The organism is Gammaproteobacteria bacterium (assembly GCA_036383255.1).
Classification (GTDB): domain Bacteria; phylum Pseudomonadota; class Gammaproteobacteria; order Natronospirales; family REEB76; genus DASUBN01.
This window is the reverse complement of sequence record DASVOS010000007.1, coordinates 1-26,908: the sequence shown is the minus strand read 5'-3', so window position 1 is coordinate 26,908 and position 26,908 is coordinate 1. Positions and strand designations below refer to the sequence as shown.

Genomic DNA, 26,908 nt, shown 5'->3' with positions numbered 1-26,908 from the left:
AGCTACTGCGCTCGCCAGGGCGTTGTCTGTAGCAGGGATGCGTACGTGCCGCGGAGCACAGGGATGTGCGGGAGCGGCGAGCGGGCCGCGCCTAGCTCCGCCTTCGCTCGCTACGCTTTTTCAGTGACATCGCCTGTATTAGCTGTAGAGATGTATTAATTAAGTGTGCAAAAGATCTAACTAAAGGCATTCATCCTCTATACTCAAGTTCGGGGAATATCGGGGGATACGGACGCGCTGCAGGGAGGGCTAGGCGTGGCCGATAACATACTTCATGCAAGCCGCGTAATTACGGAGCATTCGTGCACCGATAAGCTTCGTGTCTATTACGTTGGCTTCGAACAAAAGCAATTCCGTCTTGACGCTCTGGTAGAGATTATTACTGGAGTAATCCCGGAATTCGTCTTTGGGTCTAATGTCACAACGGTCGCGAACCGAGATCTTACATACAGAGTCCGAGAGTCAGCGAAACGTCTATACGAGACCGATAAATATCAACGTAGAGGTGAGTTTGGTGAAGTAATTCTTCATCTGCTTCTAAGTGATTTCGTCGGGACTGTCCCTCTTCTTTCAAAGATTTATTTCAAAGACTCAATGAACGCAACTGTTCATGGGTTCGACGGCGTGCATGTACTTGTGAAAGGCGAGAAGCGACAGTTGTGGCTTGGAGAATCGAAGCTTTACGATGATGGTGCCGCAGGCGTTGCTGAACTAGCCAAGGATATAGTGGAACATTTCAAGACGGACTATCTACGAAGCGAATTCTTGCTGCTCTCAGATCGGATAGCTGAAGATACGCCTGATATCCAACATTGGAAAGAACTACTTCATCAGCACACAGTTCTTGACAAGATACTCAACGAAGTTTGGGTGCCTTGTGTATGCACATACAGTGGCAGTGCTTACGATGGGAATGAAGATATATGCGAAAAGTTTACTAATGATTTAAATACAGAAGTAGAAAGATTAGAAAAGAAATTTTCTGAAGAATTAGAAAAAGTCGAGACAAAGTTGAATGTTATTTTGATTCTATTTCCAGTTAAAAATAAAGCTGAACTAGTTACTGCACTTCACGATAAGGTCCAAGCTTGGAGGGATCTCTGATGGAAACATTAGAGCAAGCTAAGGCAACTCTTCTCTCCGAGGCGCAAATCAATTCCGATACAAGTTTTGAAATTGCACGGCTATGCGCAAATAACTTGCGCGGAGCAAATCAGCATTTTGCACGTGAAATAGTGATTCGGATCTTGGATAAATATCATTTGGTACCCGCTGATACCAAGGAACTATGGGCTAGCGTTATCGCGGCTGCGGGATTATTCCCTTATCTTAAAAAGTCGGGTGAAAGTTTGCGAGATGCTCTGTTATATGAAGCGCATAGGTCATTTGGTAATTCCCAAATTATTCTTCACGAAGAGCAGCGCCAAGTAATTGATAAATTGTTGGGTGGTCAGAGCGTTATTCTTGCTGCACCTACAAGTTTTGGCAAAAGCCTATTGATTGATGAAATCATTGCGGCAGACCAGTACAGAAATATTGTGGTAGTGCAGCCCACTCTCGCGCTTTTAGATGAAACGAGGAAGAGGTTAACAAAATATAGTGACTACGCTCTAATAGTTAGTACGCGACAGCTCCCTAGTGACGCACAAAATTTATTCTTATTTACGGCAGAGAGAGTAGTCGAATACCAACATTTCCCAAAGATTGATTTCTTCATTATCGATGAATTTTATAAACTCTCCATAAGTCGCGATGATGATCGTTCAATCATTTTGAATCAGGCTCTATATAAATTGCTGGGTCATACAAATAATTTCTATATGCTCGGGCCTACTGTTAGTGATGTAAGTGGGAATTTAAGAACTAAAACAACGGCGCAATTATATAAAACTGAGTTTTCTACCGTTGCTGTAGATATCAGTAGTGTTGGCGCTCCTAGCCGATTAAGAGGAAAACAAGCAGAGAGAGAAGAAGATCTGTTTGAGTTGCTAGATGCACTGGATCAGCCAACCCTCGTTTATTGTTCATCCCCTGACAAGGCTGAGCGATTGGCGGCTGAGTACGCTAGAAGTTTTGAATTGGAAGACAACACAAAGCTCAAAAGCGCGGAAGCTGAGCAGGTCATAGAGTGGATTGTTGATAACGTCCATGATCAATGGGCTTTGGTACCTACTTTAAAAAAGGGTATTGCATTTCATCATGGCAATGTCCCGCGGCACCTTGGGAGTGCAATCGTTAGTCTTTTCAATTCGGGTTTTACAAGAGTCCTATTTTGTACGTCAACACTTATTGAAGGTGTTAATACTTCTGCAAAGAACGTTGTGCTTTACGACAACAAGAAGGGGAAAAAGGCGATTGATTTCTTTGATTATAGAAACATTGCCGGCCGGTCTGGAAGAATGCAACGATACTATGTGGGGCGTGTATATCAGTTTCAGACAATGCCTACGCAGACTGACTTTGACATTGATGTCCCGCTATTTGATCAGAAAAATGCACCAATCGAGTTGTTATTACAGCTGAGAAAAGATGATCTTGAGGAGGCGAGTGGTAAAAGAATTGAAGAATTTTGCTCCAATCAGGACGAAGGGCTAATTAATTTGATTCGCCAATCACCTGGTATCAGCGCGGCCGGGCAAGTGGCGCTCTATAACGAATTACACGAGAATTTTGGAAGACTTAGAAACCTTACATGGACAGGATGGCCAAGTTATCACGAGTTAGTCGCGGCACTAGAGTTGGGTTGGAAGCATTTTTATGGGAAGCGAGATGCCTTTGATGGCGTTAGTTCTCCCCAGCAGTTGGCTTTGCTAGCCCGAGAATATGGGAGGTTAAAATCAGTTAAGAGGTTAATACGAGGTCAATTGGAAAGCGAGTGGAGTATAAAAAACTATCCCGATGAAATGAAAAGAATACAGGTTACTGTTCAGCGCATGCTTATGATTACTAGGAGATGGTTCGATTTTAGGTTGCCTAAGTGGTTAGTTACAATTTCGCAAATTCAAGCTTATGTTTATAAACAGCATAATCAAACTGGAGGGAACTACGAATATTTTGCGACTGCAATCGAGAATTCTTTTGCTAATGGAATTTTTGCTGTATTGCTTGAATATGATATTCCTGCATCAGCAGCCCAAAAATTGCAGGACAGGTTGCCAACACCCAACTCATGGAGCGAGTTGATAAGAATTCTAAGAAATGCCGATTTAGGTTCATTAGGTTTGAGCTCTTATGAACAGGCTAAGGTAAGGGAAGCAATAGGCCTCGGATAATTTTTTAACTGTGCTCGGTCTTCTTGTGGGAGTTGCCCCAACTTCTGCGCCGCCTCCCGGGACGTCTGCACCAGCTTCGATGTCTGGAATGTCGCCCTGCTGACAAGAATGGCAGGCTCTTGCGTGGCTCTTTCCCTGCATTAAATTCGCTGCATCCCGCCTTTTCCTTCTCGTTATTCCTCCGAATTTAATTCGTCTCTGAACATGTGAAATCACACGCGGGACCGCCGTGTTCCTGTGCTAAATCCTGCCCGGGATAAATAGGGAATCAGCCGCCACGGAAGGTGCGGCCTCGGGTATCCGATCGTCAAACTCATAGGAGACTTGCCATGCGCAAGCAGCACGTCCGTTTGTCTCTGTTCGCATTCCTGGTGGTGCTAGCCACCGCGGGCGTCGCCGCCCGCTCCATCCACTTCAGCCATGACCCCGAGGAGAACGAGAACCTCGCCTACAGCACCAACGCCTCCACCGGCAACTGCGGCGTGGAGCGCTGGTCGGTCAAGACCGGCACCGATGCCGACAAGGGGCTGGTGGACGTCAACAGCAGCACCGCCGGGACCATCGCCGGGCTGCGCGCGCTGGCCAAGCCCGCCACCTTGCCCGCCAACAACCGCATCGCGCCCACCGAGACCACCCAGTACGCACTCTCCGCGACGCTCACCAAGTACAAGCTGGAGGACGACTCCGACTATCACCTGGTGATCCAGGACGCCAGCGGCAACACCATGATCGCGGAGATCCCGGACCCCGCCTGTGTAGGTTCCGGCAGCCCGTTCACCTCGGGCGTGCAGGTGGCCCGCGCCGAGTTCGACAACAAGTACGTCGCCACCGGCTCCTTCAAGACCGTGAGCGTGCCGGTCTGCATCCACGGCGTCGGCTTCTTCGACTTCCTTCACGGCCAGACCGGCGTGGCGCCCAACGGCATCGAGATCCACCCGGTGCTGGACATCCAGTTCAATCCCACCTCCTGCTCGGCGAGCGGCGGCGGGGGAGGCGGTGGCGGCGGCGCTACGGCCCTGAGCAACGGCGTGCCGGTGACCGGCATCGCCGGCGCGGCCGGCAGCCAGACCCAGTTCAGCCTGGCGGTGCCGAGCGGCGCCACCGGCCTCAAGTTCGTCACCAGCGGCGGCAGCGGCACGGCCGACCTCTACGTGCGCTTCGGCTCCGCCCCCACCACCGCCACCTACGACTGCCGGCAGTATCCCTCGGGCGGCAGCGCCACCTGCAGCATCGCCACCGCCCAGCCGGGCACCTACTACGTGATGCTCTATGGCTACACCGCCTTCTCCGGCGTGAGCCTCACGGGCTCCTATAGCGCCGGCGGCGGGGGCGGCGGCAGTTCGCAGCTCATCGGCGACCCGGGCTTCGAGGGCGGCTCCACCAACGTGGCGCCGTGGACCATCAGCAGCGGCGTGGTGAGCAACAGCAGCAGCGAGCCGCCCCACGCGGGGAGCTGGGATGCCTGGATGGACGGCTATGGCGCCACCCACACGGACACCGCCTCCCAGCAGGTGACGCTGCCGTCCACCCTCACCACGGCCTCCTTGAGCTTCTGGCTGCACGTGGACACGGACGAGAGCGGCAGCACCGCGTATGACAAGCTCACCGTGGCGCTCTACAGCACCGGCGGCACGCTGCTGAAGACGCTGGCGACCTTCTCCAACGCCAACGCGGCCAGCGGCTACGCGCAGCACAGCTACGACGTGAGTGCCTACAAGGGCCAGGCCGTGGTGGTGAAGTTCACCGGCACCGAGGACTCGAGCTACCAGACCTCGTTCGTGCTGGACGACGTGAACCTGAACACGCAGTAAGAAAGACGAGTCCGGCCGGCCGTCCAGGCCGGCCGGATTCATCACTCGAATACTAAAGCGTCGCGAGCGAAGGTAGGGCTAGGGCTCGGCGCATGCGCCGAGCCGGCGAACATGGATGTTCGCCGTGGGCTTTGAGCGGAGCAGGAAGCGAAGCGAAAAGGCGAGGCGAGTCCTCGCGCTCGCCGCTCTCGCACATCCCTGTGCTTCGCGGCACGTACGCATCCCTGCTACAGACAACGCCCTGCCGAGCGCAGTAGCTTTAGGCGGATTGCTGCCGGTCTTCCTGTAGTAGCTGCTCCAACTCCTGCGCCGCCTCCCGGGACGTCTGCACCAGCTTCTCCTCGTCCCGGAACACCGCGAACTGACGGTCGAGCAGGGTCTTGTCGTGTTTCTCGAAGGTGGCGACGAGTTTCTCTACCGCGAGCCGGTCCATGCCCATCCGTTCGAGCAAGTCTTCGGCCATCCTGAGGCTGGAGTAATAGGTCTCTCGCACGATCACCTGCACGCCCTGTTCCTTCAGCAGGTGCACGTGGTGGCGGTTGCGGGCCCGGGCCAGCACCGTGAGCTTGGGGAAGTGCTTGCGCACCATCTCGGCGGCCTTCACGGAGGCTTCGATGCCGTCTATGGCCAGCACCAGGTACTTGGCCTGGTCTGCCTTGGCGGCCCGCAGCAACTCCAGGCGCGAGGCGTCGCCGTAGTACACGCGGCTGCCGAACTTGCGCAGGGTCTCCACCTGCTCCACGTCCGCCTCCAGGGCGGTGAAGGGGATCTGCTGCATGCGCAGCAGGCGGCCCACCACCTGCCCGAAGCGGCCCATCCCGGCGATGATCACCGGGTTGCCGGCCTCGTCGATGCGGTCGAACTCCGGTTCCTTCCTATCCTCCACGAACTTCTCCAGCACCTTCTCGTTGAAGAGCACCAGGAAGGGCGTCGCCGCCATGGAGAGGGTGACCGCGAGGTTCAGGAGGTCCGTGAGCCGCCTGTCGAAGAGGCTGTAGTCCGCCGCGGCATTGAACAGCACGAAGGCGAACTCGCCGCCCGCCGGCAGCACGAAGGCGAGGTTCCGCGCGCCGGACTCCGGCAACTGGAAGAGCCTCCCCAGCCCATAGAGCGCCGCCATCTTGAGGGCGAGCAGCCCCAGCAGCACGCCCGCCACCGTGAGGGGCGCGTCCACCATGAGCCGCAGGTTCACGGACATGCCCACGGCCATGAAGAAGAGGCCCAGCAGGAGGCCCTTGAAGGGCTCGATGTCCGCCTCGAACTCGTGGCGGTAATCCGAGTCCGCCAGGAGCACGCCGGCGAGGAACGCCCCCAAGCCCATGGAGAGGCCGATGGAACTGGCCACGAGGCCCGCGCTCAGCACGATGAGCAGGGCCGAGGCGGTGAAGATCTCCGGGTTGCCGAACTGGGTGACGAGTCGGAACAGGAAGCGCAGCACCACGCGGTTGCCCAAGGCCAGCACCGTGAGCACCACGGCGATGACGAGGAGCTTCATCCCCAGGTGCTGATGCGAAGCGTCGCCGTCACCGTAGAGCACGCCCAGGATCGCCAGCACCGGGATAGCGGCCACGTCCTGGAACAGCAGGATGCCGAAGGAGGCGCGGCCGTGGCTCGCGGCGAGCTGCTCCTTCTCGCCCAGCATCTGCAGCACGAACGCGGTGGAGGAGAGGGAGAGGCCGAAGCCGGCCACCACGGCGGGCATGAGCCCGAGGCCCAGCCAGTAGGCGCCGGCCGCCAGCAGCAGGGTGGTGACGACCACCTGCATGGCGCCCATGCCGAACACCAGCCGGCGCATGATCCACAGGCGCGAGGGCTGCAGTTCCAGGCCGATGATGAAGAGCAGCAGCACCACCCCGATCTCGGAGAACTGCAGGATGGTGGGCACGTCGGTGATGAGCCGCAGGCACCAGGGGCCGATGACCACGCCGGCCACCAGGTAGCCGAGCACCGAGCCGAAGCCGGACTTGCGGGAGAGTGGCACCGCGAGACAGGCGGCGATAAGGAACACGGCGACTTGCGGTAGGAAACCCATCTGACCACCCCCACGACCCAGGCCTTTAGGCTACCGAAAAGCGCCGCCCGGCGCTTGCAGGACGCGGTCGAGGCCGCTACCTTGGGGAGCCTTCCGAAGGGAGCAAGCCATGGCCGCACCGCAGCCCAGCCGGGGCAAGCGCATCGTCTGGTACATCATCCTGTTCGTGCCGTTCTTCGCGGCCATCTGCGTGCCGCTGTTCAACCGCGTCGAACCCTCGATAGCGGGCATCCCCTTCTTCTACTGGTTCCAGTTCGTCCTCATCGTCGTGGCGGCCGCCGTCACGGGCGCCGCCTACAAGGCCAAGATATGAATTGGCCCGCGCTCACGGTCTTCTGCCTCCTGTTCGCCCTGGTCACGGTGCTGGGCTTCGTGGCCGCCCGCTGGCGCGCGGCGGACCTGAACCACATCAACGAGTGGGGCCTGGGCGGACGGCGCTTCGGCACCATCGTCACCTGGTTCCTGCTGGGCGGCGACCTCTACACCGCCTACACCTTCATCGCGGTGCCGGCCCTGGTGTTCGGCGCCGGGGCCATCGGCTTCTTCGCCGTGCCCTACACGCTGATGCTGTACCCCTTCGTCTACGTGGTGTACCCGCGGCTCTGGTCTGTGGCCCACAAGCACGGCTACGTGACCGCCTCGGACTTCGTGCGCGGCCGCTACGGCAGCCCGCTGCTGGCGCTCCTGGTCGCCATCACCGGCATCCTCGCCACCATGCCTTATATAGCGCTGCAGCTCGTGGGCATCCAGGTGGTGATCGCCGCCATGGGCTTCAACGACACGGGCTTCGCGGGGGACATCCCGCTCATCGTGGCGTTCATCATCCTCGCCGCCTACACCTACACCAGCGGCCTGCGCGCGCCGGCCCTGATCTCGGTGGTGAAGGACCTGCTCATCTACATCACGGTCATCGCCGCCATCACCGTCATCCCCGCCAAGCTCGGCGGCTACGGCGCCATCTTCGCCGGCATCGCGCCGGAGAAGCTCCTGCTCGCGCCGCCCACGGAGCACAACACTGGCGCCTACGGCGCCTACGCCACCCTCGCGCTGGGCTCGGTGCTGGCGCTGTTCCTGTATCCGCACTGCGTCACGGCGCTGCTGAGCTCCAGCAGCCGCAGCGTCATCAAGCGCAACATGGCGCTCTTGCCGGCCTATTCCCTGGCACTGGCGCTGCTGGCGTTCCTGGGCTACGTGGCCGTGGTGGCCCACGTGCAGGACAACCCGGCCTACAGCGGCTACTTCGCCAGGTACCACAACAACTTCGCGGTGCCGGCGCTGATGCTGGAGTACTTCCCGGACTGGTTCGTGGGCGTGGCCTTCGCCACGGTCGCCATCGGCGCGCTGGTGCCGGCCGCGATCATGTCCATCGCCGCCGCGAACCTCTTCACCCGCAACATATATAAAGAGTACCTGCGCCCCGACGCCACCCCGGCGGATGAGGCGCAGATGGCGAAGCTCCTCTCGCTGATCGTGAAGGTGGGGGCGCTGGCGTTCATCCTGTTCGTGCCCACCCAGTTCGCCATCAACCTGCAGCTCCTGGGAGGAGCCTGGATCATCCAGACCCTGCCCACGGTGGTCATCGGCCTCTACACCCGCTGGCTGCACCGCTGGGCGCTGGCGTTGGGCTGGGGCTTCGGCATGGTCCTCAGCACCTGGATGGTGGTGTCCCAGCAGTTCAAGCCCACCTTCCCCTTGCACCTGGGCGACTGGACGCTGCCGGGCTACGCCGCCTTCTACTCGGTGCTGGTGAACCTCATCATCGCCGTGGTGCTGACCTTCGCGTTCCGTGCCCTCAAGGTCGCGGAAGCGGCTGACCAGACTAGCCCCGCCGATTACGAACACGATCCTGCCTAAGGAGCCGCCCATGCGCCGCATCGCCGTATTCCTGTCCGCTGCTCTTGCCGCGGGAGCGGCGGGCGCCGCGCCCGTAGCCGACCTGGTGCTCATCCACGGCAAGGTGGTGACGCTGGAGGCGAAACAGCCCAGCGCCGAGGCGCTGGCGGTGAAGGACGGGCGCATCCTCGCCGTCGGCAGCGAGGCGGACATCAAGCCTTATATAGGCAAGGCCACCCAGGTCGTGGACATGCATGGCGGCACGGCGGTGCCGGGGTTCATCGAGGGCCACGGCCACTTCCTGGAGCTCGGCCAGTCCCTGCAGCAGCTCGACCTCACCAAGACTAAGGATTGGGACGGGGTGGTGGCGCTGGTGGCGGCGGCGGTGAAGAAGGCCAAGCCCGGCCAGTGGATCCTGGGCCGCGGCTGGCACCAGGAGAAGTGGACGCATCCGCCGCAGCCCAACGTGGAAGGCCTGCCGCTGCACGCGAGCCTGGATAAGGTGTCGCCGGCCAATCCGGTAATGCTCACGCACGCCAGCGGCCACGGCATCTTCGTGAACGGCGTGGTCCTGAAGCTCATCGGCGTGCAGAAGGGCACGCCGGACCCGGCGGGCGGGCAGATCGTGAAGGACGCCGCCGGCGAGCCGGTGGGCTTCCTGAGGGACAACGCCATGAACCCGGCTCACCAGGCCTACCAGGCCGCTATCCAGGGCGCCGGCGAGCAGCAGAACGTGGCGCAGCTGCGCGAGGCGGCGAAGCTCGCATCGGCGGACGCGCTCGCCAAGGGCATCACCAGTTTCGTGGACCAGGGCGAGAGCTTCGCGGCGCTGGACGCGCTCAAGCAGCTCGCGCATGACGGCGGCCTGCCGCTGCGCCTCTACGCCGAAGTGGACCCGGGCGGCGACGACATGGGCCTCGCGGCCGCCGCGAAGTACCAGAAGTATCCGCCCCTGGAGCAGCTGCAGCGCTTCCTGCCTGACCATCGCATCATCGGCTACGCACAGGACCACTTCACGGTGCGGGCCGTGGGCGAGGTGTACTCGGACGGCGCGCTGGGCACCCACACCGCCTGGTTCCTGAAGCCCTACGACGACCTGCCCAGCAGCACCGGCGTGAGCGTGCTGGCGCCCAATGACATCCGCGCCTGGGCCGAGGCTTCCCTCAAGGCCGGCTACCAGGTGACCACCCACGCCATCGGCGACCGGGCCAACCGCGAGGTGCTGGACGTGTACCAGGCGCTCTTCGCCGCCCACCCGGAGGCCAAGGACCAGCGCTGGCGCATCGAGCACGTGCAGCACCTGGACCCCGCCGATATCCCGCGCTTCGGCAAGCTCGGCGTCATCGCCTCCATGCAGTCCATCCACGAGTGCTCGGATGCGCCCTACGTGGTGAAACGCCTGGGTGCAGAACGCGCGAAGCAGGGCGCCTACGCTTGGCACGCCATCATCGCCAGCGGCGGCATGATCGCGAACGGCACCGACGTGCCGGTGGAGGACGAGGATCCCATCCCGAACTTCTACTGTGCCGTGACGCGCCGCGCCAAGAACGACGGCACGCCGTTCTACCCGGAGCAGGCCATGACCCGGGAGGAGGCGCTCAAGTCCTACACCTGGAACAACGCCTACGCCACGTTCACCGAGGGCAAGCTGGGGTCGCTTAAAGCCGGCAAGTATGCGGATATCACGGTGCTGTCCCAGGACATCCTGACGGTGCCCGAGGCGGACATCCCGGCGACGAAGGTGCTCTACACGCTGGTGGGCGGCAAGGTCGCTTACCGGCGCCCGTGATCCGGCTCAGGTCTGCTGCATGAGGTGCTCATAGAGCAGCTCGTAGCGTTCCCCCGGGTTGCGGCCGAACAGCGGGTCATCCACCATCCCGAACTGCCGCTCCGCGTCCTCCCAGTCCGCGGCGGTCAGCGCCTGTTCCGCCCGCGGGAACAGCACGTGCTCCTCCCGCTCCGAGTGCTTGCGCTGGGACTCGAGGTAGGCCCGCCCGATGTCCAGCAGCCGGCCGCGGGCCGTGGTCCCCGGCTTGGGCGCGTTCAGCGCGCATTCGATGATCCACTCTTCCTGCTCGTAGATCTCCCGGTGCTCGCGGCGCGCGTGCTCCACCGCCTCGCGCATGTCCGGCGCGCGCGCCACCAGGCGCGCGAAGATGAAATCCTCCTTGGGATGGTGCACCAGGCCGGGGAAGCGCCGCATGTAGTGCATGGCGTTCGCCAGCAGCACGAAGTCCGGCACGCCGCCGCGCTCCAGGACGGCGAGCTGGTCGCGCACCACCACCAGCACGCTGCGCATGTTGCCGTGCTCCTGGCGCAGGGCGTTGATCGGGTTCACGGGCATGGCTTCCTCCGCCTTGCGGACCAGCCTTTTTATAGCCCGGCGGGACGGGGACCGCCTTGACCTGGATCAGTCGGAGGCGGAAGTCGCGGAAGCCTCAGATGGCGGGTATCACGCCCGTCGGCAGCGCATCGAGGACGGCGGGCGGGTCCTCGTCCAAGAGGTCGTCGTCCAGCGGCACGTAGATGAACGTGCGCTTGCCCGAGTCCTCCGTCAGCTTCATGGATTTCAGGTGCTTCTGGGCCTCCGCCAGGGAGGCGCTCTTCAGCACCCGGTCTCCCTTGGTCGTATGCAGCGTGAGCGTGTGACCGCCGGAGTCGAAGGCGATCAGCAGGCCCCCGACCTTTGGCCCGAACATGGAGGCCATGAACCCCTGGCGCCTGATCGCCTCGTTGAACTGGGTGGCACCAAGCATGAGGCTCGCGTAGGTATCTGAGAGCCTGGTGGGCGTCTTGATATCGAACTTCACATTGAGCCCCAGGGTGCCCTTGGGCTGGTTGCTCACGAACAGTGGGTCCTCTTTCTCGAGCTCAGGCGAGGAGGGCAGGGTGAACCGGCCGTCGGAGTCGATGGGGATGTCCACCGCCTGGCCGGACTTGAGTTTTGCCGTGAGCTTGATGTCTTGGGGCTTCACGGCGGCTTGCGCGGATTTGATGCTCGCGGCGGCCGTCAGATGATCCAGGTCCTTCAGGCCATCCAGGCGGTCCAGGTAGCCTTTGAGGTCGCTGTAATGCAGCGAGGCGCGGGGCGCATCGTCGGCCAAGACTGCAGGACCGGCGAGCAGCAAAGAGGCGGCCAAGACGATGCGGAGCATGTCCGCAGTATATCATTGGGGTCATGCACCCCCTTCGATCCCTGCCCTTCCTCGCGCTGTGCGCGTCGCTCGTCGTCGCCCCCGCCCGCGCGGATTCCCTGTATGACGCCGGCGGCAATACCTACCTCGACATCGGCCGCTTCACCACCGGCTTCCGCTACGCCGACGGCGACCACGAGGGGCACGTGGGGCGCTACGGCGTCGCGTTCGAGGAGCCCCTGGCGGACGACGTCACCTTCGGCCTGCACGGCGGTTATCTCACCTGGGACGCGCAGGGCGAGCCGCCCACTGCGCCGCTGGACTTCAGCGGCCGTTACCTCGGCGTGCTGGGACGCTACCAGGGCAGCCGCGGCGACTACTTCAACCTCGCGGCGGAGTTCTCCTACACCTGGCATGACGTGGACAGCGTGGGGTTCGCCTCGGCGCAGTCGGAAGTTACCTGGTACGAGACCTGGGCCAGCTTCGGCCCGCTGCTGCAGGCCGGGCGCTGGCGGCTCGGCTTCGGCGGCTATTACCAGGGCTTCGACGGCGGCACCGAGACCGATACCAATCCCGGCCGCAAGGCAGGGTTCGAGGCGGCCCGGCACACCGGCGCCTATGTCGGCCTCACGTTCTACGTGGACCCCACGGGCTCGTTCTCCATCATCGGGACCACCGGTGCCCGTCGCGGCGTGAGACTGGTCTTCAAAAGGGAATTCTAAGTACCCTGAAATATCGGCTCCGGCGGGACGGTCGAAGCCTGGGACCGCTGGCTTGGTATGCTTAGGCCAGGGAACCAAGCGGGGTAGGGGTCATGCTCATCTTCCTTTGGATCGTCGGCGGCATCCTGGTCTTCCTGGGGATCGTGGCCCTCTACGACATCCGCCAGCAGCGCCACGCCATCACCCACAACTATCCCGTGATCGGGCACCTGCGCTACCTGATGGAGTTCATCGGGCCGGAGCTGCGCCAGTACTGGGTGGCGGACGACAAGGAAGAGCTGCCCTTCAACCGCAGCGAGCGCACCTGGGTCTACGCCACCTCCAAGGGCCAGAACAACTTCTTCGGCTTCGGCACCGAGGAGCAGCAGTACTCCGTCGGCTATCCCATCATCAAGAACAAGGCCTTCCCCTTCCCGGAGGACAAGGCCGTGCACATCGGCGGCGATCCCAGCGCCGTGCCCTGCCTCAAGGTGCTGGGCGCGACCCACAAGCGCAAGCACGCCTGGCGCCCCACCTCGGTGGTGAACATTTCCGCCATGTCCTTCGGCTCGCTGGGCAAGAACGCGATCTCGGCCTTGAACCTCGGCGCCAAGATGGCTCACTGCTTCCACAACACCGGCGAGGGGGGCTTGAGCCCCTACCACCTCCTGGGCGGCGACGTGGTGTTCGAGATCGGCACCGGCTACTTCGGCGTGCGCGGCAAGGACGGCAAGTTCTCCATGGACGTGCTGGCGGAGAAGTGCGCCCGCTACCCGCAGATCAAGGCCATCGAGCTCAAGCTCTCCCAGGGCGCCAAGCCCGGCAAGGGCGGCGTGCTGCCGGGCGTGAAGGTGGTGCCGGAGATCGCCGCCACCCGCGGCGTGTCAGCCTTTAAGGACTGCATCTCGCCGAACGCCCACGCCGAGTTCGGCACCGTGGACGAGATGATCGACTTCATCGAGCGCATCGCGGACCGCACCGGACTCCCGGTGGGCATCAAGTCCGCCATCGGCTTCACGGACTTCTGGGAGGAGCTGGCCCAGCGCATGAAGAAGCGCAAGGAAGGGCCGGACCACATCACCATCGACGGCGGCGAGGGCGGCACCGGCGCCGCGCCGCTCACCTACGCGGACCACGTCTCGCTGCCGTTCAAGATCGGCTTCGCGCGGGTCTACCAGATCTTCCAGAAGCAGGGCGTCTCGAAGGACGTGGTGTGGATCGGCAGCGGCAAGCTGGGGTTCCCGGACCGGGCCGTGGTGGCCTTCGCCATGGGCTGCGACATGGTGAACGTGGCGCGCGAGGCCATGCTCTCCATCGGCTGCATCCAGTCCCAGAGCTGCCACACCGGCCATTGCCCCACCGGCATCACCACCATGAGCGCGTGGCGCCAGGCGGGCCTCAACGTGGACATCAAGGCCATCCGCTGCGCGAACTACCTCAAGGGCTTCCGCAAGGAGCTGGTGGCGCTGGCCCACACCGCGGGCTACGAGCACCCCTGCCAGTTCCGCGCCTCGGACATCGAGCTCTCCACCGGCGTCAACAAGTTCTCACCGCTCGACCAGGTGCTGGGCTACATGGCGGACAAGGCGCAGTTCACCAGCATGTATGACCTCGCGCCGGCCTCCGCCAAGCCGCCGGTGAAGCTTGAGGCCGTGAAGCCCAGGAAGACAGCGAAAGCCACCGCATAGGAAGACCCATGAGACGCATCGTCCCGCTGATCCTCGCCGCCCTCCTGCTGCCTGTGGCCCACGCCAGCAAGGACGTGGAGGTGCAGGTGAAGTACCTCGGCCAGGGCGTGTTCCAGTTCGGCAAGAAAGCCTACGTCTACGACGCGCTGGTGGACACCCTGCACACGGTCTACAAGGACAAGCCCATAGACTGGGTGATCGTGGACATGGGCACCGTGGTCTCGCAGGCCGACAAGGCCAAGGTCTGCCAGCTCCGGCAGTCCCTGCTCACCAAGGTGATCATGTTCATCACCGTGGATAAGGACAAGCGCGAGCTGTTCTGCAACTAAAGCTGCTGCGCCTCGCATAGCGTCGTTGCACTTCGGATTCGCAGTCGGTCATGCACACTAAGAGTGCATTCCCTCCCGCTCGCCTCGTGCGCCTCGCTCTGCTTCGGCTCGCGACGCTTTAGTGCAATTCTTTTGGCGCCGCTGAAAGGGCGGGCCTGGTCAAGCCGACGTGCTGGTATGCTTTAGGCAGTGACAGCCTGATCAGCATCCTGCGTCGAGGAGAATGAGATGAAGATCTGCAGTCTTGCTCTTGCTGCCGTATTGGCGCTGCTCGCCGCCTGCGCCTCCGGCCCCACGCCCGGCGGCCCCGTGCTGCAGGTGAAGTTCGTGGCGCAGGGTCAGTATTCCTACGACGGCACGGTCTACAGCTACGCCGACTTGCTGAAGCAGCTGCGCGCCGCCCACGGCAGCGCCATAGAAGCGGACATGGATGATGCCGCCACCATCGGCGACATCATGTCGGTGTGCACCCTGCAGTCGGACACCAGCCTGCCGGTGCGGGGCCACTACCTCAGCAACGGCGAGAGCAAGTCCATCACCTGCCAGCAGCAGTAGCTCAGGGCTTCAGCATCCCGCCCGCCGCCTGGATCGGCTCCGGGTCGCCCTGGCGCGAGACCCAGCCTGCCAGCGCATAGTGCGTGGCCTTCGCCGCCGCGAGCGGCGGCGCCAGCGTCATGACCGCCTCGTAGTCGCCGCCCTTGGCGGCGAGGGGCCCATGGGTGTCCGAGACCACCAGGAAGTCGTGCCGCAGGGTCTTGCCGTGGTTCTCGCCGGCGCCCACCGGCACGTCCACGCCGAAGGCCAGCAGCACCACGTGGACTTCCAGCCGGTCGTCCCGCGCCTTCTGCGGGGCGAAGTGCACCGTCACCTTGCGCCCGTCGGCGGCGAGGGAGAGCACGCCCACGGTCCAGCCGCCGTCCAGCGTGAGCGGGCGGTGGTCGAAGAAGTTCAGCCAGTCCTTGCCGTCCATCACGAACTGCGGCGTGTAGATGGTCTTGCCGCCCGCGGCGGCGGCGATGGCCTGCTGGCGCTGGGTGTAGGCGTGGCTATCGAAGGGGTCGCGCCAGCCGAGGTAATCCCAGTAGTCCACGTGGAAGGTGACCGGCACCACGCGCTTCCACAGGCGCTCGTCCCCCTGCAGGTCCGAGAGCCAGGCTTCCGCCGGCGGGCAGCTGTCGCAGCCTTCCGAGGTGTAGAGCTCCAGCAGGCTCACCTTGGCGGCGGGACTCACGATGGTCTGGGGTGCGGCGAGGGCGCCGGTGCTCAGCAGCAACAACAGGGCAGGGGCTGACCGGATCAAAGGCGTTCTCCACGTGGCCGTATAAAGGGAGGACCCAGGCTCCTGTCCGGTTATTGCAGGTGCAGCCGGGGCGGTGGAAAAACCCCTCCGGACGGCGAATTCCTGCCGGGCAAAACGGTCACAAGGAGCAGTATCTTTATAACCGATATCGGCCGGGACCGCTGCCAGGAGGGTGTTGTGATGAAGATCTGCGGGTATGTCCTCATGGGCTGCATGGCCATCTTCTCTCTGGCGCTGCACGCGGACGACGATGATGACCGCGACCGGCTGCCCACGGGCCAGTTCATCACGCCCCTGGCCGCGCCCGGCGCGAGCTTCGAGTCCCTGAACCCGCATCTCAAGGACTTCCCGGCTTACACCGCCGGCCAGGCCATGAGCGAGGCCCTGAGCCCGGACGGCCGCACCCTGCTGGTCCTCACCACCGGCTATAACGTGCTGAACAATGCCACCGGCAAGCCAGACCCGAAGAGCTCGAACGAATACGTCTTCGTCTACGACGTGAGCCAGCCGAAGGCGGTGCAGACCCAGGTGATCCAGGTACCCAACACCTTCGCCGGCATCGTCTTCGCCCCGGACGGGCGGCACTTCTACGTCTCCGGCGGCGGGGACGACGTGGTGCACGCCTATGAGTACTCGGGTGGCGCCTGGGCGGAACCCCGGCCGCCTATCCCGCTCGGCCACAAGGAAGGCAACGGCCTGTTCACGGGGCCGGTGGCGGCGGGCCTCGCCGTGACCGCCGACGGCCGGCGCCTGGTGGTGGCGAACTACTACAACGACTCCGTCTCCATCGTCGATCTCGCGAGCGGCAAGGTGACCGGCGAAGTGGACCTGCGCCCCGGCAAGTCCGGCGGCAAGTCCGGCACTCCCGGCGGCGAGAACCCCTTCTGGGTGGCGGTGGCCGGCGACACCACGGCCTACGTGGGCAGCCAGCGGGACCGCGAGGTGGACGTGGTGGACATCGGCGCCGCGCCGAAGCTCACCGGCCGCATCCCCCTGAAGGGCACGCCGGTGCAGATGCTGCTGGACGCGCCGCAGAAGCACCTCTACGTGGCCTGCGACAACAGCGACGTGGTGGCGGTGATCGACACGGCCACCAACCGTGAGATGGATGCCATCCCCGTGCTCGCGCCGCCGGGCGTGGTGAGCGCGTCCTTCGACTACCGCGGCGTGGCGCCCAACGGCCTTGCGCTCTCGGCGGACGGCACGCGGCTCTACGTGACGGACGGCGGCACCAACGCGGTGGCGGTGGTGGCGCTGGACGGGCCGAAGCCGCAGGTGATCGGGCTCATCCCCACCGGCTGGTATCCCCAGGCGGTGGCGGCGGGCCGCCTGCAGCCGCGGCTCTACGTGGTGAACAGCCGCTCCAAGCCGGGAGCCAATCCGGACAATCCGACCCACCGCGTGAACCCGGTGAAGGCCGGGGCGAACAACCACTACGTGCTGCAGCTCTCCAAGGCGGGGTTCCTCACGCTGCCGCTGCCTTCGGACGAGAAACTCGGCACGCTGACGGAACAGGTGATGGCGAACGACGGCTTCCGCGGCCAGCCCACGCCGGCGGATAAGGCCATGATGGCGGCGCTGCACGCGCGCATCAAGCACATCATCTACATCATCAAGGAGAACCGCACCTACGACCAGATCCTCGGGGATCTGGGGAAGGGCAACGGCGATCCCACCCTGGTAGAGTTCGGCGCCGCCACTACGCCGAACTTCCACGCCATGGCGTCGGGCTTCGTGGACCTGGATAACTTCTACGTCTCCGGCGAGGTGAGCGGCGAGGGTTGGCCCTGGAGCACGGCGGCGCGCGAGAGCGACCAGGGGGCTAAGACCGTGGCGCCCGCCTACGCGGGCCGCGGGATGCAGGACGACACCTTCGCCCTCAACCGCAACATCGACATCGCGGTGCCGGACGTGAAGTCGCGCCTCGAGGTCGATCCCGAGACGCCCCAGGACCCGGACATCCTGCCGGGGACGGCGGACGTGGCGGGCATGGACGGCCCCGGCGGCAGGAAGCAGCAAGGTTATCTTTGGAGCGCGGCGCTGCGCGCCGGGCTCTCGGTGCGCAACTACGGCATGGACGACGACGGCGCGCGCTACCAGCCAGACAGCAAGGCCTTCGTGCCGCCGGAGCGCAACCCCTACGCCAAGCACATGAAGCTCGCGTTCCCGGCGATCACCGACCTCATCGGCATCACCGACCCCTATTACCGTGGCTTCGACGCGGCGTTCCCGGACTTCTACCGGGAGCGGGAATGGCAGCGGGAGTTCGCCGGGTTCGAGCGTGACGGCAAGCTGCCGGCGCTCTCGCTGGTGCGACTCGCCGGCGACCACATGGGCGCCTTCGACCGGGCGCTGGATGGGGTGAACACGCCGGAGCTGCAGCAGGCGGACAACGACTACGCCGTGGGCCTGCTCATCCAGGCGGTGGCCGGGAGCCCGCGCTACCGGGACAACACCCTCATCTTCGTCATCGAGGACGACGCCCAGGACGGCCCGGACCATGTGGACGCGCACCGCAGCACGGCCTACGTGGTGGGCCCTTACGTGAAGCAGGGTGCGGTGGCGAGCGAGTTCTACACCACGGTCAACATGCTGCGCACCATCGAGGACATCCTCGGGATCGACCACCTCAGCATCTTCGACGCCAACGAGCGTCCCATGACCAGCGTGTTCGACTTGGACCGGAAGGAGTGGAGCTTCAAGGCCGTGCCCTCCCAGTTCCTGGTGAAGAACACCAAGCTGCCGTTCCCGAGAGGCACGAAGGCCGAGGCCGCCGCGCCGAAACCCACCCACGACGGCGCCTACTGGGCGAAGCTCACCGCCGGCATGGACTTCTCCAGCGAGGATCGGGTGGACGCGGTGGGCTTCAACCGGCTCGTCTGGGAGGGGCTGATGGATACCCCTTACCCGGAGACCCGCAGCGGCCTGGACCTGCGCTCGAAGGGCGCCGGCGGGGGTTCCGACTAGGGCCCATCCGCGTCGAGTAGAATAGCGGCCCTATGAAGCCGTCAGTGAACCAAAAGAAGCTGGAGAAGCGCCTGCGCCACGGCGTGGGCAAGGCCATCCAGGACTTCAACATGATCGAGGCCGGCGACAAGGTCATGGTGTGTTTGTCGGGCGGCAAGGATTCCTACACGCTGCTCGACATGCTGATGAAGCTCAGGGACAGCGCGCCGGTCGAGTTCGAGCTCCTGGCGGTGAACCTGGACCAGAAGCAGCCCGGCTTCCCCGAGGACGTGCTGCCCGCGTACCTGACCGAAGTGGGCGTGCCGTTCCGCATCCTGGAGCAGGACACCTACAGCGTGGTGAAGCGGGTGGTGCCGGAAGGCAAGACCACCTGCGGCCTGTGCTCGCGGCTGCGCCGCGGCGCGCTCTACAGTTTCGCCGCCGGGAACGGGGTCACCAAGATCGCGCTGGGCCACCACCGGGGCGACATCCTGGAGACGTTCTTCCTGAACCTCTTCTACGGCGGCAAGCTCAGGGCCATGCCGCCCAAGTTACTCTCCGATGACGGCCGCCACGTGGTGATACGCCCCCTGGCTTACGTGGAGGAGGCGGACATCGCCAAGTACGCGGAGCTCAAGCAGTTCCCCATCATCCCCTGCAACCTCTGCGGCTCCCAGGAGCACCTGCAGAGGAAGGCCGTGAAGGCCATGCTGCAGGAGTGGGAGCGCAAGTTCCCGGGCCGCACCCAGACCATCTTCTCGGCCCTCTCCACCGTGGTGCCGGAGCACCTCCTGGACCCGCGGCAGTTCGACTTCCAGTCCCTGGGCGCGAAGGCCGCGCCGCGAACCGACTGGCTGGACTCCGAGCGCACCGAAGATCAGTCCGATGCCATCATGGCGACGGTCTCAGTCGATCAGCTCAAGCAGACCATCAAGAAAACTTCCAATTCGTCCGTCGAATGAGCGCTGCCAGCGAGAAGCTATTCTCGTACGGCACTCTTCAGCAAGAGTCCGTCCAATTAGCCAACTTCGGCCGTCGCTTACAAGGGCGCGCCGACGTGCTCACGGGCTGGCGTCTCTCCACGGTGCAGATCACGGATCCGGAAGTGCTGGCCGAGAGCGGTCTCAGCGTCCACAAGATCCTGGTGCCGGGGAAGCCTTCCGACGAGATAGACGGTGTGGTGTTCGAGATCACGCCCGCAGAACTTGCTGCTGCGGACGGCTATGAGACGGATGCCTACAAGCGAGTGAAGGTGAAGCTGCGGTCCGGCACGGAGGCCTGGGTCTACGTCGCCGCTTAGTTCCTGAACCGTTCCCAAATTTTAGGGACGTTCATCGTCAGTTCTTCTGTCTTCACGCCCGGCTGCGAATACGGCGCCGGCGCATGAAAATCCGAACCCACTGAAGCCGCCAGCTCGAAGCGCTGCGCGAGATGCAGGGCCACGTGGAACTCATCCGGGTTGCCGCGGCCGCTCACCACTTCCATGGCATCGCCGCCCGCCTGCTTGAACGCCGTGAGCGCCTTCACCAGCCACGCGCGGGTGAGGCCGTAGCGGAAGGGATGGGCCAGCACCGCCTGGCCGCCGGCGGCATGGATCCAGCCGATGGCTTCTTCCAGGCTCGCCCAGGTGGCGGAGACATGAGCGGGTTTCCCGCGCCCCAGGAACTTGCGGTAGGCCTGGGCCTCGTCCTTCACGTGGCCTTGCTGGTGCAGGAAGCGGGCGAAGTGGGTGCGGGTGGGCCGCGCCACGCCTGCAAGGGCAAGGGCGCCCGCGTAGGCGCCGGTGATGCCCTTGGTCTCCAGCTTCCTGCCGATCTCCACGGCACGGGCGTCACGCACCTCTTGCAGCCGTGCGAGGCCTGCCGTGAGCGCAGGGTGGCCCGGGTCCACGTCGAGGCCCACCACGTGCAGGGCCTTGTGCTGCCAACTCACGGAAACCTCCACGCCGCTCACCAGCCTCAAGCCAGTGCCGGCCGCGGCAGCGCGGGCGGCGGGCAGACCCGCCAGGGTGTCGTGGTCCGTGAGGGCCAGGGTCTTCACGCCGCGCCCGGCGGCGAGCGCCACCAGGGCCTCCGGGACCAGGGTGCCGTCGGAGTGCGCCGAATGGGTGTGCAGGTCGATCACGCGTCCAGGTCCGGGATCAGCATGCTCTCGAGGCGGGCGATGTAGTCCTTGAGCTGGAGCTTGCGCTTCTTCATGCGCGAGATCTGCAGCTCGTCACTGGTGGGGTCCGCCGCCAGGCGCATGATGGCCGTGTCCAGGTCGTGGTGCTCCAGCTTGAGCTGGATGATCTGTTCGCGGATCTTGCGTGCGTCCTTGGCCATGCTCACCCCACCGTCAGCCCACAACTTTAACACGCCCCTTCCGGACGCCGCTCCCCGCGGGGATAATGGGGGCATGGAGATATACAAGGTCTTCCACATCGAAGCGGCCCACCGCCTGCCCAACGTGCCGGAAGGGCACAAGTGCAGCCGGCTGCACGGGCACTCGTTCCAGGTGCAGGTCCACGTGGCCGGGCCGGTGGACGCCCGCACCGGCTGGATCATGGACTTCGCGGACTTGAAGGCCGCGTTCGGCCCGGTGTTCGAGGCCCTGGATCACCGCTACCTCAACGAGGTGCCGGGCCTGGACAACCCCACCAGCGAGAACCTCGCCCGCTGGATCTGGGCCAGGCTCAAGCCCACGCTGCCGCAACTGTCGAAAGTCGTGATTGCGGAAACCTGCACTTCCGGTTGTGTGTACACGGGAGACTGAACCCCACAAGGAGAGTCCCATGCGTCGCCTGCTGCTGCCCCTCGTCTGCTTCCTCTTCTCTCCCACTGCCTTCGCCGCCATGACCGACCAGCAGTACATGGCCGCCATGGCGGGGATGCACGCCCATGACACACCCGCACCGAGCCCCGTGGCGGTGGAGAAGCCGGCGAAGCCGGTGACCAGCAGCCGCGTGGCCTACGGCCAGATCGGCGACCGGCCCATCTACGGCTACCTGACGCGCCCCGCCGGCGCCAAGGGCCCGCTGCCGGGGATCATCGTGGTGCACGAGTGGTGGGGCTTGAACGACAACATCCGCCGCACCGCCGACCGCTTCGCAGGCGAGGGCTACGAGGTGCTGGCGGTGGACCTGTACGGCGGCGATAGCGCGCAGACCCCGGAAGAAGCACGGGCGCTGGTGACCCGTGTGTACAACGACAAGACCCGGGCCCAGGCCAACCTCACCTACGCCTACCATTACCTGAAGGACCACGAGCACACCGCCCGCACCGGCGTGGTGGGCTGGTGCTTCGGCGGCGGCTGGGCGCTGCAGGCGGCGCTGCTGCTGCCGGACAAGCTGGACGCGGCGGTGATGTACTACGGCCAGCCGGAGACGGATGTCTCGAAGCTCGCCACCCTCAAGATGCCGCTCTTGGGCCTCTTCGGCGAGAAGGACCAGGGCATCACCGTGGCGGACGTGCAGGAGTTCGAGAAGGCGCTCAAGACCGCCAAGGTGGACGCCGAGATCCACGAGTACCCGGGCGCGGGCCACGCCTTCGCGAACCCCTCGGGGGACAACTATCAGCCGGAAGCGGCGAAGGATGCGTGGGAACGGACCCTGAAGTTCTTCAAGGCGCACTTACAGGCGTAGTAGCTAGTCGAGGGTGAGTGCCATCGCTTGTAAGTTGATCGTGTAGGACCGGTAATCCCGGAACGCATCCTGCCCGATGTTGCACTGGATGTAGTCCTCCGGGAGCACCTTGTCGGTGTATACGTCCACCCGGTTCAGGTTCACGCGCCGTCCCGCCAGCTTGAACTGCAGGCTCGGCAGGCGATAGGCCTTGTGGGACCTGACGCCCCCGGCGCCGCCGCTGCGGGCGAAGTGCGCCTTGCCCGCCTTCTCGATGTCGTCCTTGTACAGGTCGTAGTAGGACTTGTAGAACACCGTGCGGTCCGCGCCGGTGTCCACGCGGCACAGCGCCTCGTGGTCGCCCACCTGGATCTTGGTGAGGATGTCGTTGCCGTCCAGCGCGATGTTGTAGACACGGCGGGTGGGCGCGTCCTTGGGCACGTCGATGACGTGGCCGCGGCCGACCTTGACCGCGCCGAGCCCCGCGAAGACGGGGTAGCCCAAGAGTCCCCGGATCTGGAAGTCGCCGAAGGTGAAGGCCGCGTCCGGCATCACCAGGAACACCACGTTGTCGTACTGCACGTTGCCGAGCAGCATGGAAGGCGCCACCGCCACGTCCGCTGTCACCACCGAGCCGTTGCTGCTGCCCACCTGCACGCCGGCGGGGATGATCTTGAGCTTGAGCCGCTCGGCTTCCGAGCGGATCAGCATCGAGAAGTTCGCGCCGCTGTCCAGCGCATAGCAGGGGTCCACGCCGATAGTCACCGGGATGCAGTAACCGCGCTTGCCGTCCGGCGCCAGGATGATGTGGGAGTCGCCGCTGTGCCGCACCTGCAGCGCGGGGGTGCCGCTCAGGGCCCCCAGCAGGCGCGCGTCGTTCTGCGCGTCCGCCAGGCGCGGGTCTCCCTTGCGTTCGTAGAGATCGATGAGCGTGCGGGCCGTATCCAGCGCGCCGGCATAATCGTGCAGTTGCCGGTCGTTCTGCATGCGCATCTTGAGCAGGAACGGCATCAGCGCGGTGTCGATGTTGTTGGCCAGCATCGGATCGATGAGCCGGTTCGCCGCCGCCGGCTGGTTGAAGGCGGAGAGCACCGCGGCGGTGTAGAAGCGCTTCTGCTCGGAGTCCGGGCCCTTGTCCGCCGCCACCATGGCGCGCAGGGTGAAGAAGTCGTGGGCCGCGTACACCCGCGCGTAGTCCGCGCCCGGATCGGCCAGGGCCTGGCCGCAGAGGAGGGACGATGCCAGGGCGAGGGCCCGGGCGAGCAGTGAACAAGGTCGTGGCATGCACTGATTTTAACCCGCCACCGGCCGGCAGGTGCACAGTCAAAAGCCGTGTTCGGCAGGCGAAAGTGCTAGTCTGTCGTGCACAGGACCATCCCATCCAGGAGCCCAGCCATGCGCCTGACCGCCTTCATCCTCGTGGGCCTCGCCTTCTGTTCCAGTGCCGGAGCCGCGACCCTCGCCGGCGTGGACGTGCCCGACACCGCCCAGGTGGCGAACACCGCCCTCACGCTCAACGGCGTGGGCCTGCGCAAGAAGTTCTTCATCAAGATCTACGTGGGCGGCCTTTACCTGCCCCAGAAGAGCACAGATGCGGACGCCATCATCGCCGCGGCCGGCCCGGATCGCATCCTGATGCACATGATCTACGCGGTGGACAAGGGCCAGTTCGCCGATGCCTGGCACGACGACTTCAAGGGCAACAACAAGGACGGCTATGCCGCCCTGCATGACCAGGTGGAGCAGTTCATCGGCTTCTTCAGCGACAGCAAGAAGGACGATGTCATCACCATGGATTACGTCCCGGGCCAGGGCACGCAGGTGAGCTGGAACGGGACGCTGCGCGGCACCGTCCCCGGTGAGGATTTCCACAAGGCTCTGCTCAAGGTGTTCCTGGGCCCGAATCCCCCCACCTCGGACCTCAAGGACGGCATGCTCGGCAAAGACTGAAGGGTCGGGCTGCCGCAAAATTAAACGCCGGCCTCAGGCCGGCGTTTTTTTTACAGGTAGCTGCGCCAGTCCCGCGAGCCATCGGCATATGCGATGAAGTGCTCGTTGAGCAGCGAGTCCTTGCTGTTATAGGGCAGCGGTTTCCCATCCATGCCGATCACCTGGCCGCCGGCGGCCAGCAGCACCGCGTGGCCGGCGCCCGTGTCCCACTCCGAGGTGGGGCCCAGGCGCGGGTACACGTCCGCCGCACCTTCCGCCACCAGGCAGAACTTCAGGGAACTGCCGCGGGACAGGGTCTCATGGGGGCCGAGCTTCGCCAGGTAACCGTCCAGCAGCGGCCCGCGGTGGGAGCGGCTCGCAACCACCTTCACGGGCGCATTGGGCACGAGCTTCCTGGCCTTGATCGGCGCGGCCTGGCCGTCCTTGTCGCGGCGGAACGCGCCCACGCCCACGCAACCGTAGTAGGAGAGGCCGTTCACCGGCACGTACACCACGCCCGCCACCGGTGCGCCGTCCTGGATCAGCGCGATGTTCACCGTGAAGTCGCCGTTGCGGTTGATGAACTCCTTGGTGCCGTCCAGGGGATCCACCAGCCAGTAGCTGCCCCAGCGGCGGCGCTCCTCGAAGGGGATGCCGGCGGACTCCTCCGACAGCACCGGCAGGTCCGGCGTGATGCGCTTCAGGTCCGCCACGATGACCTTGTGGGCAGCGAGGTCCGCGTCGGTGACCGGAGATTTGTCGGCCTTCGTCGCCACGCCGAAGTCGGTTCCGTACACCTGCATGATCTGCTGCCCGGCGGAGCGGGCGATGTCGAGCAGGGGGCTGAGCAGCTTCTCGTCGGCGTTCACGCGGGCCTCGGGGGTAAGGTGGCGGGAGGGCGGTATATGATACCGGCTCCATGCAGCCCGTCACCCACAGCCTCCCCGATTGGTCGCAAGTCGAGAGCGTGTTCCTGGACATGGACGGCACGCTCCTGGACCTGCACTTCGACAACCACTTCTGGCTGGAGCACATCCCGCTACGCTACGGCGAGCGTCTGGGCCTGTCCAAGGAGGCGGCGCTGGAGGCGCTCACGCCGCGCTTCCGGGCGGTGGAGGGGACCCTGGCCTGGTATTCCCTGGATTACTGGTCCCGTGAGCTGGACATGGACGTGGTGACACTGAAGCGCGAGGTGGATCACCTGATCCGGGTGCTGCCCCATGCGGAGGATTTCCTCCGGGCGGTGCGGGCCGCCGGCAAGCGCCTGGTGCTGGTGACCAACGCCCACGCGCCGGTGCTGGAGATGAAGATGGAGCGCACGGGCCTGGACGCGCATTTCGACAACATCATCTCCTCCCATTCCCTGGGCAACCCCAAGGAGACGGCGGAGTTCTGGCACAGCCTTCAGGAGGCCGAGCCCTTCGACCCGAACCGCACCCTATTCGCCGACGACAGCCTGGCGGTGTTGCGGGCGGCGCGGGGCTATGGGATCCGCCACATCGTGGCCATGCGCAAGCCTGATTCCAGGCGCCCAGCCAGGGACATCGCGGAGTTTCCGTCCATCGAAACTTTTGCGGAGCTAATGCCTTAGGCGGACCTGCCGTCCCTGGCGCGCCTTCCAGCCCCGCCATCCCTGGCGGGTCGCTCGCCGCAGTGCGGCTCGCCCCTTCTATCGAGACTTTTGCGGAATTGATGCCGTAGGCATCAGATCAAGAAGGGGATCAGCGTCTTGGTCTGCTTGCGGTAATCGGCGTACTTCGCGCCGAAATGCTGCTCCATCACCCTCTCTTCCAGCCGGATCTTGTGCGCGAAGATGGCGAGCATCAGGGCGATGGCGAAGAGACCGCCCATCCACCCCAGAGCCAGGGTCGTACCCGTGAAGGCGAAAAGCACACCGGTATAGATGGGATGGCGTACGAAACGGTAGGGGCCGCGGGTCACCAGCTCATGGTCTTCCTTGATGGTGACCCGGCCGCTCCAGTTGGTCCCTAGCGTGTGGCGCGCCCAGAAGGCCAGGCACACGCCGCACAGCAACAGGAAGACGCCGGCCGCATACAGAAGCCTGTCATCCGGCAGTATGCGCCGGCCGAAGAAAGGCCCCAGCCACCAGGGCGCCAGCAGCAGCACGAAGCCCAGCAGCAAGCCCATGAGCACCGGGACGCGGGTGAGGAGGGATTCCTTGGAGGCGGCGCGCTTCACGCCGCGGGCCGAGACGCCCCAATAGACTTCCCAGACCAGCCAGATAGTGAAGACCGTAGCGTAGCGCCAGGCGAAATGATCAGCGGCGGCCACGCGAACCGCCGCCGCCGCTGCGGCCACGTCCGCCGCCACC

26 protein-coding genes are annotated in these 26,908 nt (G+C 64.0%); 17 read left to right on the top strand and 9 right to left on the bottom strand.

The features are described 5' to 3' along the window. Positions 1 to 255: 255 nt before the first annotated feature. The 3 genes from VF651_04180 to VF651_04170 all read left to right on the top strand — a co-directional run bounded on the left by VF651_04180 (position 256) and on the right by VF651_04170 (position 5,083). The gene (locus VF651_04180; GenBank protein HEX7964897.1) at positions 256 to 1,104 is read left to right on the top strand and encodes a DUF1837 domain-containing protein; all 849 of its coding nucleotides are present in this window, start codon (positions 256 to 258) and stop codon (positions 1,102 to 1,104) included. Then, a complete protein-coding gene (locus VF651_04175; GenBank protein HEX7964896.1) occupies positions 1,104 to 3,272 on the top strand; it encodes a DEAD/DEAH box helicase in 2,169 nt (722 codons plus the stop codon). Before VF651_04180 ends, VF651_04175 begins: the two co-directional genes overlap by 1 nt. A gap of 329 nt (positions 3,273 to 3,601) precedes the next feature. After that, entirely contained in the window at positions 3,602 to 5,083 is a 1,482-nt protein-coding gene (locus VF651_04170; protein HEX7964895.1) for a PPC domain-containing protein, read from the top strand. Positions 5,084 to 5,342: 259 nt separating this feature from the next. Here VF651_04170 and VF651_04165 read toward each other — a convergent pair whose 3' ends face one another. After that, on the bottom strand, positions 5,343 to 7,115 hold the full coding sequence (locus tag VF651_04165; protein ID HEX7964894.1) for a monovalent cation:proton antiporter-2 (CPA2) family protein: 1,773 nt from the start codon (positions 7,113 to 7,115) through the stop codon (positions 5,343 to 5,345). Between the two features lie 109 nt (positions 7,116 to 7,224). Here VF651_04165 and VF651_04160 point away from each other — a divergent pair, with 109 nt between their 5' ends. From VF651_04160 to VF651_04150, 3 genes are read left to right on the top strand one after another with little or no spacing between them, the layout of a single operon-like run. After that, positions 7,225 to 7,428, top strand: a complete 204-nt coding sequence (locus VF651_04160) for a DUF3311 domain-containing protein (protein ID HEX7964893.1) — start codon at positions 7,225 to 7,227, stop codon at positions 7,426 to 7,428. After that, the gene (locus VF651_04155) at positions 7,425 to 8,969 is read left to right on the top strand and encodes a sodium:solute symporter (protein ID HEX7964892.1); all 1,545 of its coding nucleotides are present in this window, start codon (positions 7,425 to 7,427) and stop codon (positions 8,967 to 8,969) included. The genes VF651_04160 and VF651_04155 overlap by 4 nt, the downstream gene beginning before the upstream one ends. A gap of 10 nt (positions 8,970 to 8,979) precedes the next feature. Beyond that, positions 8,980 to 10,737 carry an amidohydrolase gene (locus VF651_04150; protein ID HEX7964891.1) on the top strand — a complete coding sequence of 586 codons (1,758 nt, stop codon included), beginning with the start codon at positions 8,980 to 8,982 and terminating at the stop codon, positions 10,735 to 10,737. A gap of 6 nt (positions 10,738 to 10,743) precedes the next feature. Here the strand turns inward: VF651_04150 and VF651_04145 are convergent, their stop codons facing one another. Together VF651_04145 and VF651_04140 are read right to left on the bottom strand one after the other, a co-directional pair. Continuing rightward, positions 10,744 to 11,292, bottom strand: a complete 549-nt coding sequence (locus VF651_04145) for a hemerythrin domain-containing protein (protein HEX7964890.1) — start codon at positions 11,290 to 11,292, stop codon at positions 10,744 to 10,746. A 94-nt stretch (positions 11,293 to 11,386) separates the two neighbouring features. Beyond that, positions 11,387 to 12,103, bottom strand: a complete 717-nt coding sequence (locus VF651_04140) for a DUF2987 domain-containing protein (GenBank protein HEX7964889.1) — start codon at positions 12,101 to 12,103, stop codon at positions 11,387 to 11,389. Positions 12,104 to 12,126: 23 nt separating this feature from the next. Here VF651_04140 and VF651_04135 point away from each other — a divergent pair, with 23 nt between their 5' ends. The 4 genes from VF651_04135 to VF651_04120 all read left to right on the top strand — a co-directional run bounded on the left by VF651_04135 (position 12,127) and on the right by VF651_04120 (position 15,355). Then, positions 12,127 to 12,804: a hypothetical protein gene (locus tag VF651_04135; protein ID HEX7964888.1), complete on the top strand. Its 678-nt coding sequence runs from the start codon at positions 12,127 to 12,129 to the stop codon at positions 12,802 to 12,804. Positions 12,805 to 12,896: 92 nt separating this feature from the next. Beyond that, positions 12,897 to 14,471, top strand: a complete 1,575-nt coding sequence (locus VF651_04130; GenBank protein ID HEX7964887.1) for an FMN-binding glutamate synthase family protein — start codon at positions 12,897 to 12,899, stop codon at positions 14,469 to 14,471. Positions 14,472 to 14,479: 8 nt separating this feature from the next. After that, positions 14,480 to 14,800, top strand: a complete 321-nt coding sequence (locus tag VF651_04125; GenBank protein ID HEX7964886.1) for a hypothetical protein — start codon at positions 14,480 to 14,482, stop codon at positions 14,798 to 14,800. Positions 14,801 to 15,028: 228 nt separating this feature from the next. After that, positions 15,029 to 15,355, top strand: coding sequence for a hypothetical protein (locus VF651_04120; GenBank protein ID HEX7964885.1), 327 nt, complete (start codon positions 15,029 to 15,031; stop codon positions 15,353 to 15,355). 1 nt (position 15,356) lies between these two features. On the opposite strand, the gene VF651_04115 is transcribed toward VF651_04120, so the two are convergent. After that, a complete protein-coding gene (locus VF651_04115) occupies positions 15,357 to 16,100 on the bottom strand; it encodes a DUF1223 domain-containing protein (GenBank protein ID HEX7964884.1) in 744 nt (247 codons plus the stop codon). 180 nt (positions 16,101 to 16,280) lie between these two features. Between VF651_04115 and VF651_04110 the strand changes: the two genes are divergently transcribed. From VF651_04110 to VF651_04100, 3 genes are read left to right on the top strand one after another with little or no spacing between them, the layout of a single operon-like run. Next, entirely contained in the window at positions 16,281 to 19,067 is a 2,787-nt protein-coding gene (locus VF651_04110) for a phosphoesterase (GenBank protein HEX7964883.1), read from the top strand. A gap of 44 nt (positions 19,068 to 19,111) precedes the next feature. Continuing rightward, positions 19,112 to 20,008, top strand: a complete 897-nt coding sequence (gene ttcA / locus VF651_04105) for a tRNA 2-thiocytidine(32) synthetase TtcA (protein ID HEX7964882.1) — start codon at positions 19,112 to 19,114, stop codon at positions 20,006 to 20,008. Continuing rightward, positions 20,005 to 20,346, top strand: a complete 342-nt coding sequence (locus VF651_04100; protein HEX7964881.1) for a gamma-glutamylcyclotransferase family protein — start codon at positions 20,005 to 20,007, stop codon at positions 20,344 to 20,346. The genes ttcA and VF651_04100 overlap by 4 nt, the downstream gene beginning before the upstream one ends. Here the strand turns inward: VF651_04100 and VF651_04095 are convergent. Next, on the bottom strand, positions 20,343 to 21,170 hold the full coding sequence (locus VF651_04095; GenBank protein ID HEX7964880.1) for a PHP domain-containing protein: 828 nt from the start codon (positions 21,168 to 21,170) through the stop codon (positions 20,343 to 20,345). The genes VF651_04100 and VF651_04095 overlap by 4 nt on opposite strands. Then, positions 21,167 to 21,370: a YdcH family protein gene (locus VF651_04090; GenBank protein ID HEX7964879.1), complete on the bottom strand. Its 204-nt coding sequence runs from the start codon at positions 21,368 to 21,370 to the stop codon at positions 21,167 to 21,169. Before VF651_04090 ends, VF651_04095 begins: the two co-directional genes overlap by 4 nt. 73 nt (positions 21,371 to 21,443) lie before the next feature. Here VF651_04090 and queD point away from each other — a divergent pair, with 73 nt between their 5' ends. Both queD and VF651_04080 read left to right on the top strand, forming a co-directional pair. Then, on the top strand, positions 21,444 to 21,800 hold the full coding sequence (gene queD, locus VF651_04085; GenBank protein ID HEX7964878.1) for a 6-carboxytetrahydropterin synthase QueD: 357 nt from the start codon (positions 21,444 to 21,446) through the stop codon (positions 21,798 to 21,800). Between the two features lie 19 nt (positions 21,801 to 21,819). Continuing rightward, complete coding sequence (locus VF651_04080; GenBank protein HEX7964877.1) at positions 21,820 to 22,668, top strand: alpha/beta fold hydrolase; 849 nt, start codon at positions 21,820 to 21,822, stop codon at positions 22,666 to 22,668. Positions 22,669 to 22,671: 3 nt separating this feature from the next. On the opposite strand, the gene VF651_04075 is transcribed toward VF651_04080, so the two are convergent. Next, positions 22,672 to 23,931: a retropepsin-like aspartic protease gene (locus VF651_04075; GenBank protein HEX7964876.1), complete on the bottom strand. Its 1,260-nt coding sequence runs from the start codon at positions 23,929 to 23,931 to the stop codon at positions 22,672 to 22,674. A 111-nt stretch (positions 23,932 to 24,042) separates the two neighbouring features. Between VF651_04075 and VF651_04070 the strand changes: the two genes are divergently transcribed. Beyond that, positions 24,043 to 24,597 carry a chalcone isomerase family protein gene (locus VF651_04070; GenBank protein ID HEX7964875.1) on the top strand — a complete coding sequence of 185 codons (555 nt, stop codon included), beginning with the start codon at positions 24,043 to 24,045 and terminating at the stop codon, positions 24,595 to 24,597. 50 nt (positions 24,598 to 24,647) lie between these two features. On the opposite strand, the gene cysQ is transcribed toward VF651_04070, so the two are convergent. Further along, the gene (gene cysQ, locus VF651_04065) at positions 24,648 to 25,445 is read right to left on the bottom strand and encodes a 3'(2'),5'-bisphosphate nucleotidase CysQ (GenBank protein ID HEX7964874.1); all 798 of its coding nucleotides are present in this window, start codon (positions 25,443 to 25,445) and stop codon (positions 24,648 to 24,650) included. A 50-nt stretch (positions 25,446 to 25,495) separates the two neighbouring features. On the opposite strand from cysQ, the gene yrfG reads away from it, so the two are divergent. After that, a complete protein-coding gene (gene yrfG, locus VF651_04060) occupies positions 25,496 to 26,167 on the top strand; it encodes a GMP/IMP nucleotidase (protein HEX7964873.1) in 672 nt (223 codons plus the stop codon). A 113-nt stretch (positions 26,168 to 26,280) separates the two neighbouring features. On the opposite strand, the gene VF651_04055 is transcribed toward yrfG, so the two are convergent. After that, a partial coding sequence (locus VF651_04055) for an isoprenylcysteine carboxylmethyltransferase family protein (protein ID HEX7964872.1) occupies positions 26,281 to 26,908 on the bottom strand: 628 nt, incomplete at its 5' end.

Coding starts and splice junctions, on each gene's coding strand:
- VF651_04090 (HEX7964879.1), bottom strand. CDS start 21,370: ATGGCCAAGGACGCACGCAAGATCCGCGAACAGATCATCCAGCTCAAG.
- VF651_04125 (HEX7964886.1), top strand. CDS start 14,480: ATGAGACGCATCGTCCCGCTGATCCTCGCCGCCCTCCTGCTGCCTGTG.
- VF651_04080 (HEX7964877.1), top strand. CDS start 21,820: ATGCGTCGCCTGCTGCTGCCCCTCGTCTGCTTCCTCTTCTCTCCCACT.
- VF651_04140 (HEX7964889.1), bottom strand. CDS start 12,103: ATGCTCCGCATCGTCTTGGCCGCCTCTTTGCTGCTCGCCGGTCCTGCA.
- queD (HEX7964878.1), top strand. CDS start 21,444: ATGGAGATATACAAGGTCTTCCACATCGAAGCGGCCCACCGCCTGCCC.
- VF651_04110 (HEX7964883.1), top strand. CDS start 16,281: ATGAAGATCTGCGGGTATGTCCTCATGGGCTGCATGGCCATCTTCTCT.
- VF651_04100 (HEX7964881.1), top strand. CDS start 20,005: ATGAGCGCTGCCAGCGAGAAGCTATTCTCGTACGGCACTCTTCAGCAA.
- VF651_04120 (HEX7964885.1), top strand. CDS start 15,029: ATGAAGATCTGCAGTCTTGCTCTTGCTGCCGTATTGGCGCTGCTCGCC.
- VF651_04175 (HEX7964896.1), top strand. CDS start 1,104: ATGGAAACATTAGAGCAAGCTAAGGCAACTCTTCTCTCCGAGGCGCAA.
- yrfG (HEX7964873.1), top strand. CDS start 25,496: ATGCAGCCCGTCACCCACAGCCTCCCCGATTGGTCGCAAGTCGAGAGC.
- VF651_04160 (HEX7964893.1), top strand. CDS start 7,225: ATGGCCGCACCGCAGCCCAGCCGGGGCAAGCGCATCGTCTGGTACATC.
- VF651_04170 (HEX7964895.1), top strand. CDS start 3,602: ATGCGCAAGCAGCACGTCCGTTTGTCTCTGTTCGCATTCCTGGTGGTG.
- VF651_04135 (HEX7964888.1), top strand. CDS start 12,127: ATGCACCCCCTTCGATCCCTGCCCTTCCTCGCGCTGTGCGCGTCGCTC.
- VF651_04075 (HEX7964876.1), bottom strand. CDS start 23,931: ATGCCACGACCTTGTTCACTGCTCGCCCGGGCCCTCGCCCTGGCATCG.
- VF651_04130 (HEX7964887.1), top strand. CDS start 12,897: ATGCTCATCTTCCTTTGGATCGTCGGCGGCATCCTGGTCTTCCTGGGG.
- VF651_04165 (HEX7964894.1), bottom strand. CDS start 7,115: ATGGGTTTCCTACCGCAAGTCGCCGTGTTCCTTATCGCCGCCTGTCTC.
- VF651_04155 (HEX7964892.1), top strand. CDS start 7,425: ATGAATTGGCCCGCGCTCACGGTCTTCTGCCTCCTGTTCGCCCTGGTC.
- VF651_04150 (HEX7964891.1), top strand. CDS start 8,980: ATGCGCCGCATCGCCGTATTCCTGTCCGCTGCTCTTGCCGCGGGAGCG.
- VF651_04070 (HEX7964875.1), top strand. CDS start 24,043: ATGCGCCTGACCGCCTTCATCCTCGTGGGCCTCGCCTTCTGTTCCAGT.
- VF651_04145 (HEX7964890.1), bottom strand. CDS start 11,292: ATGCCCGTGAACCCGATCAACGCCCTGCGCCAGGAGCACGGCAACATG.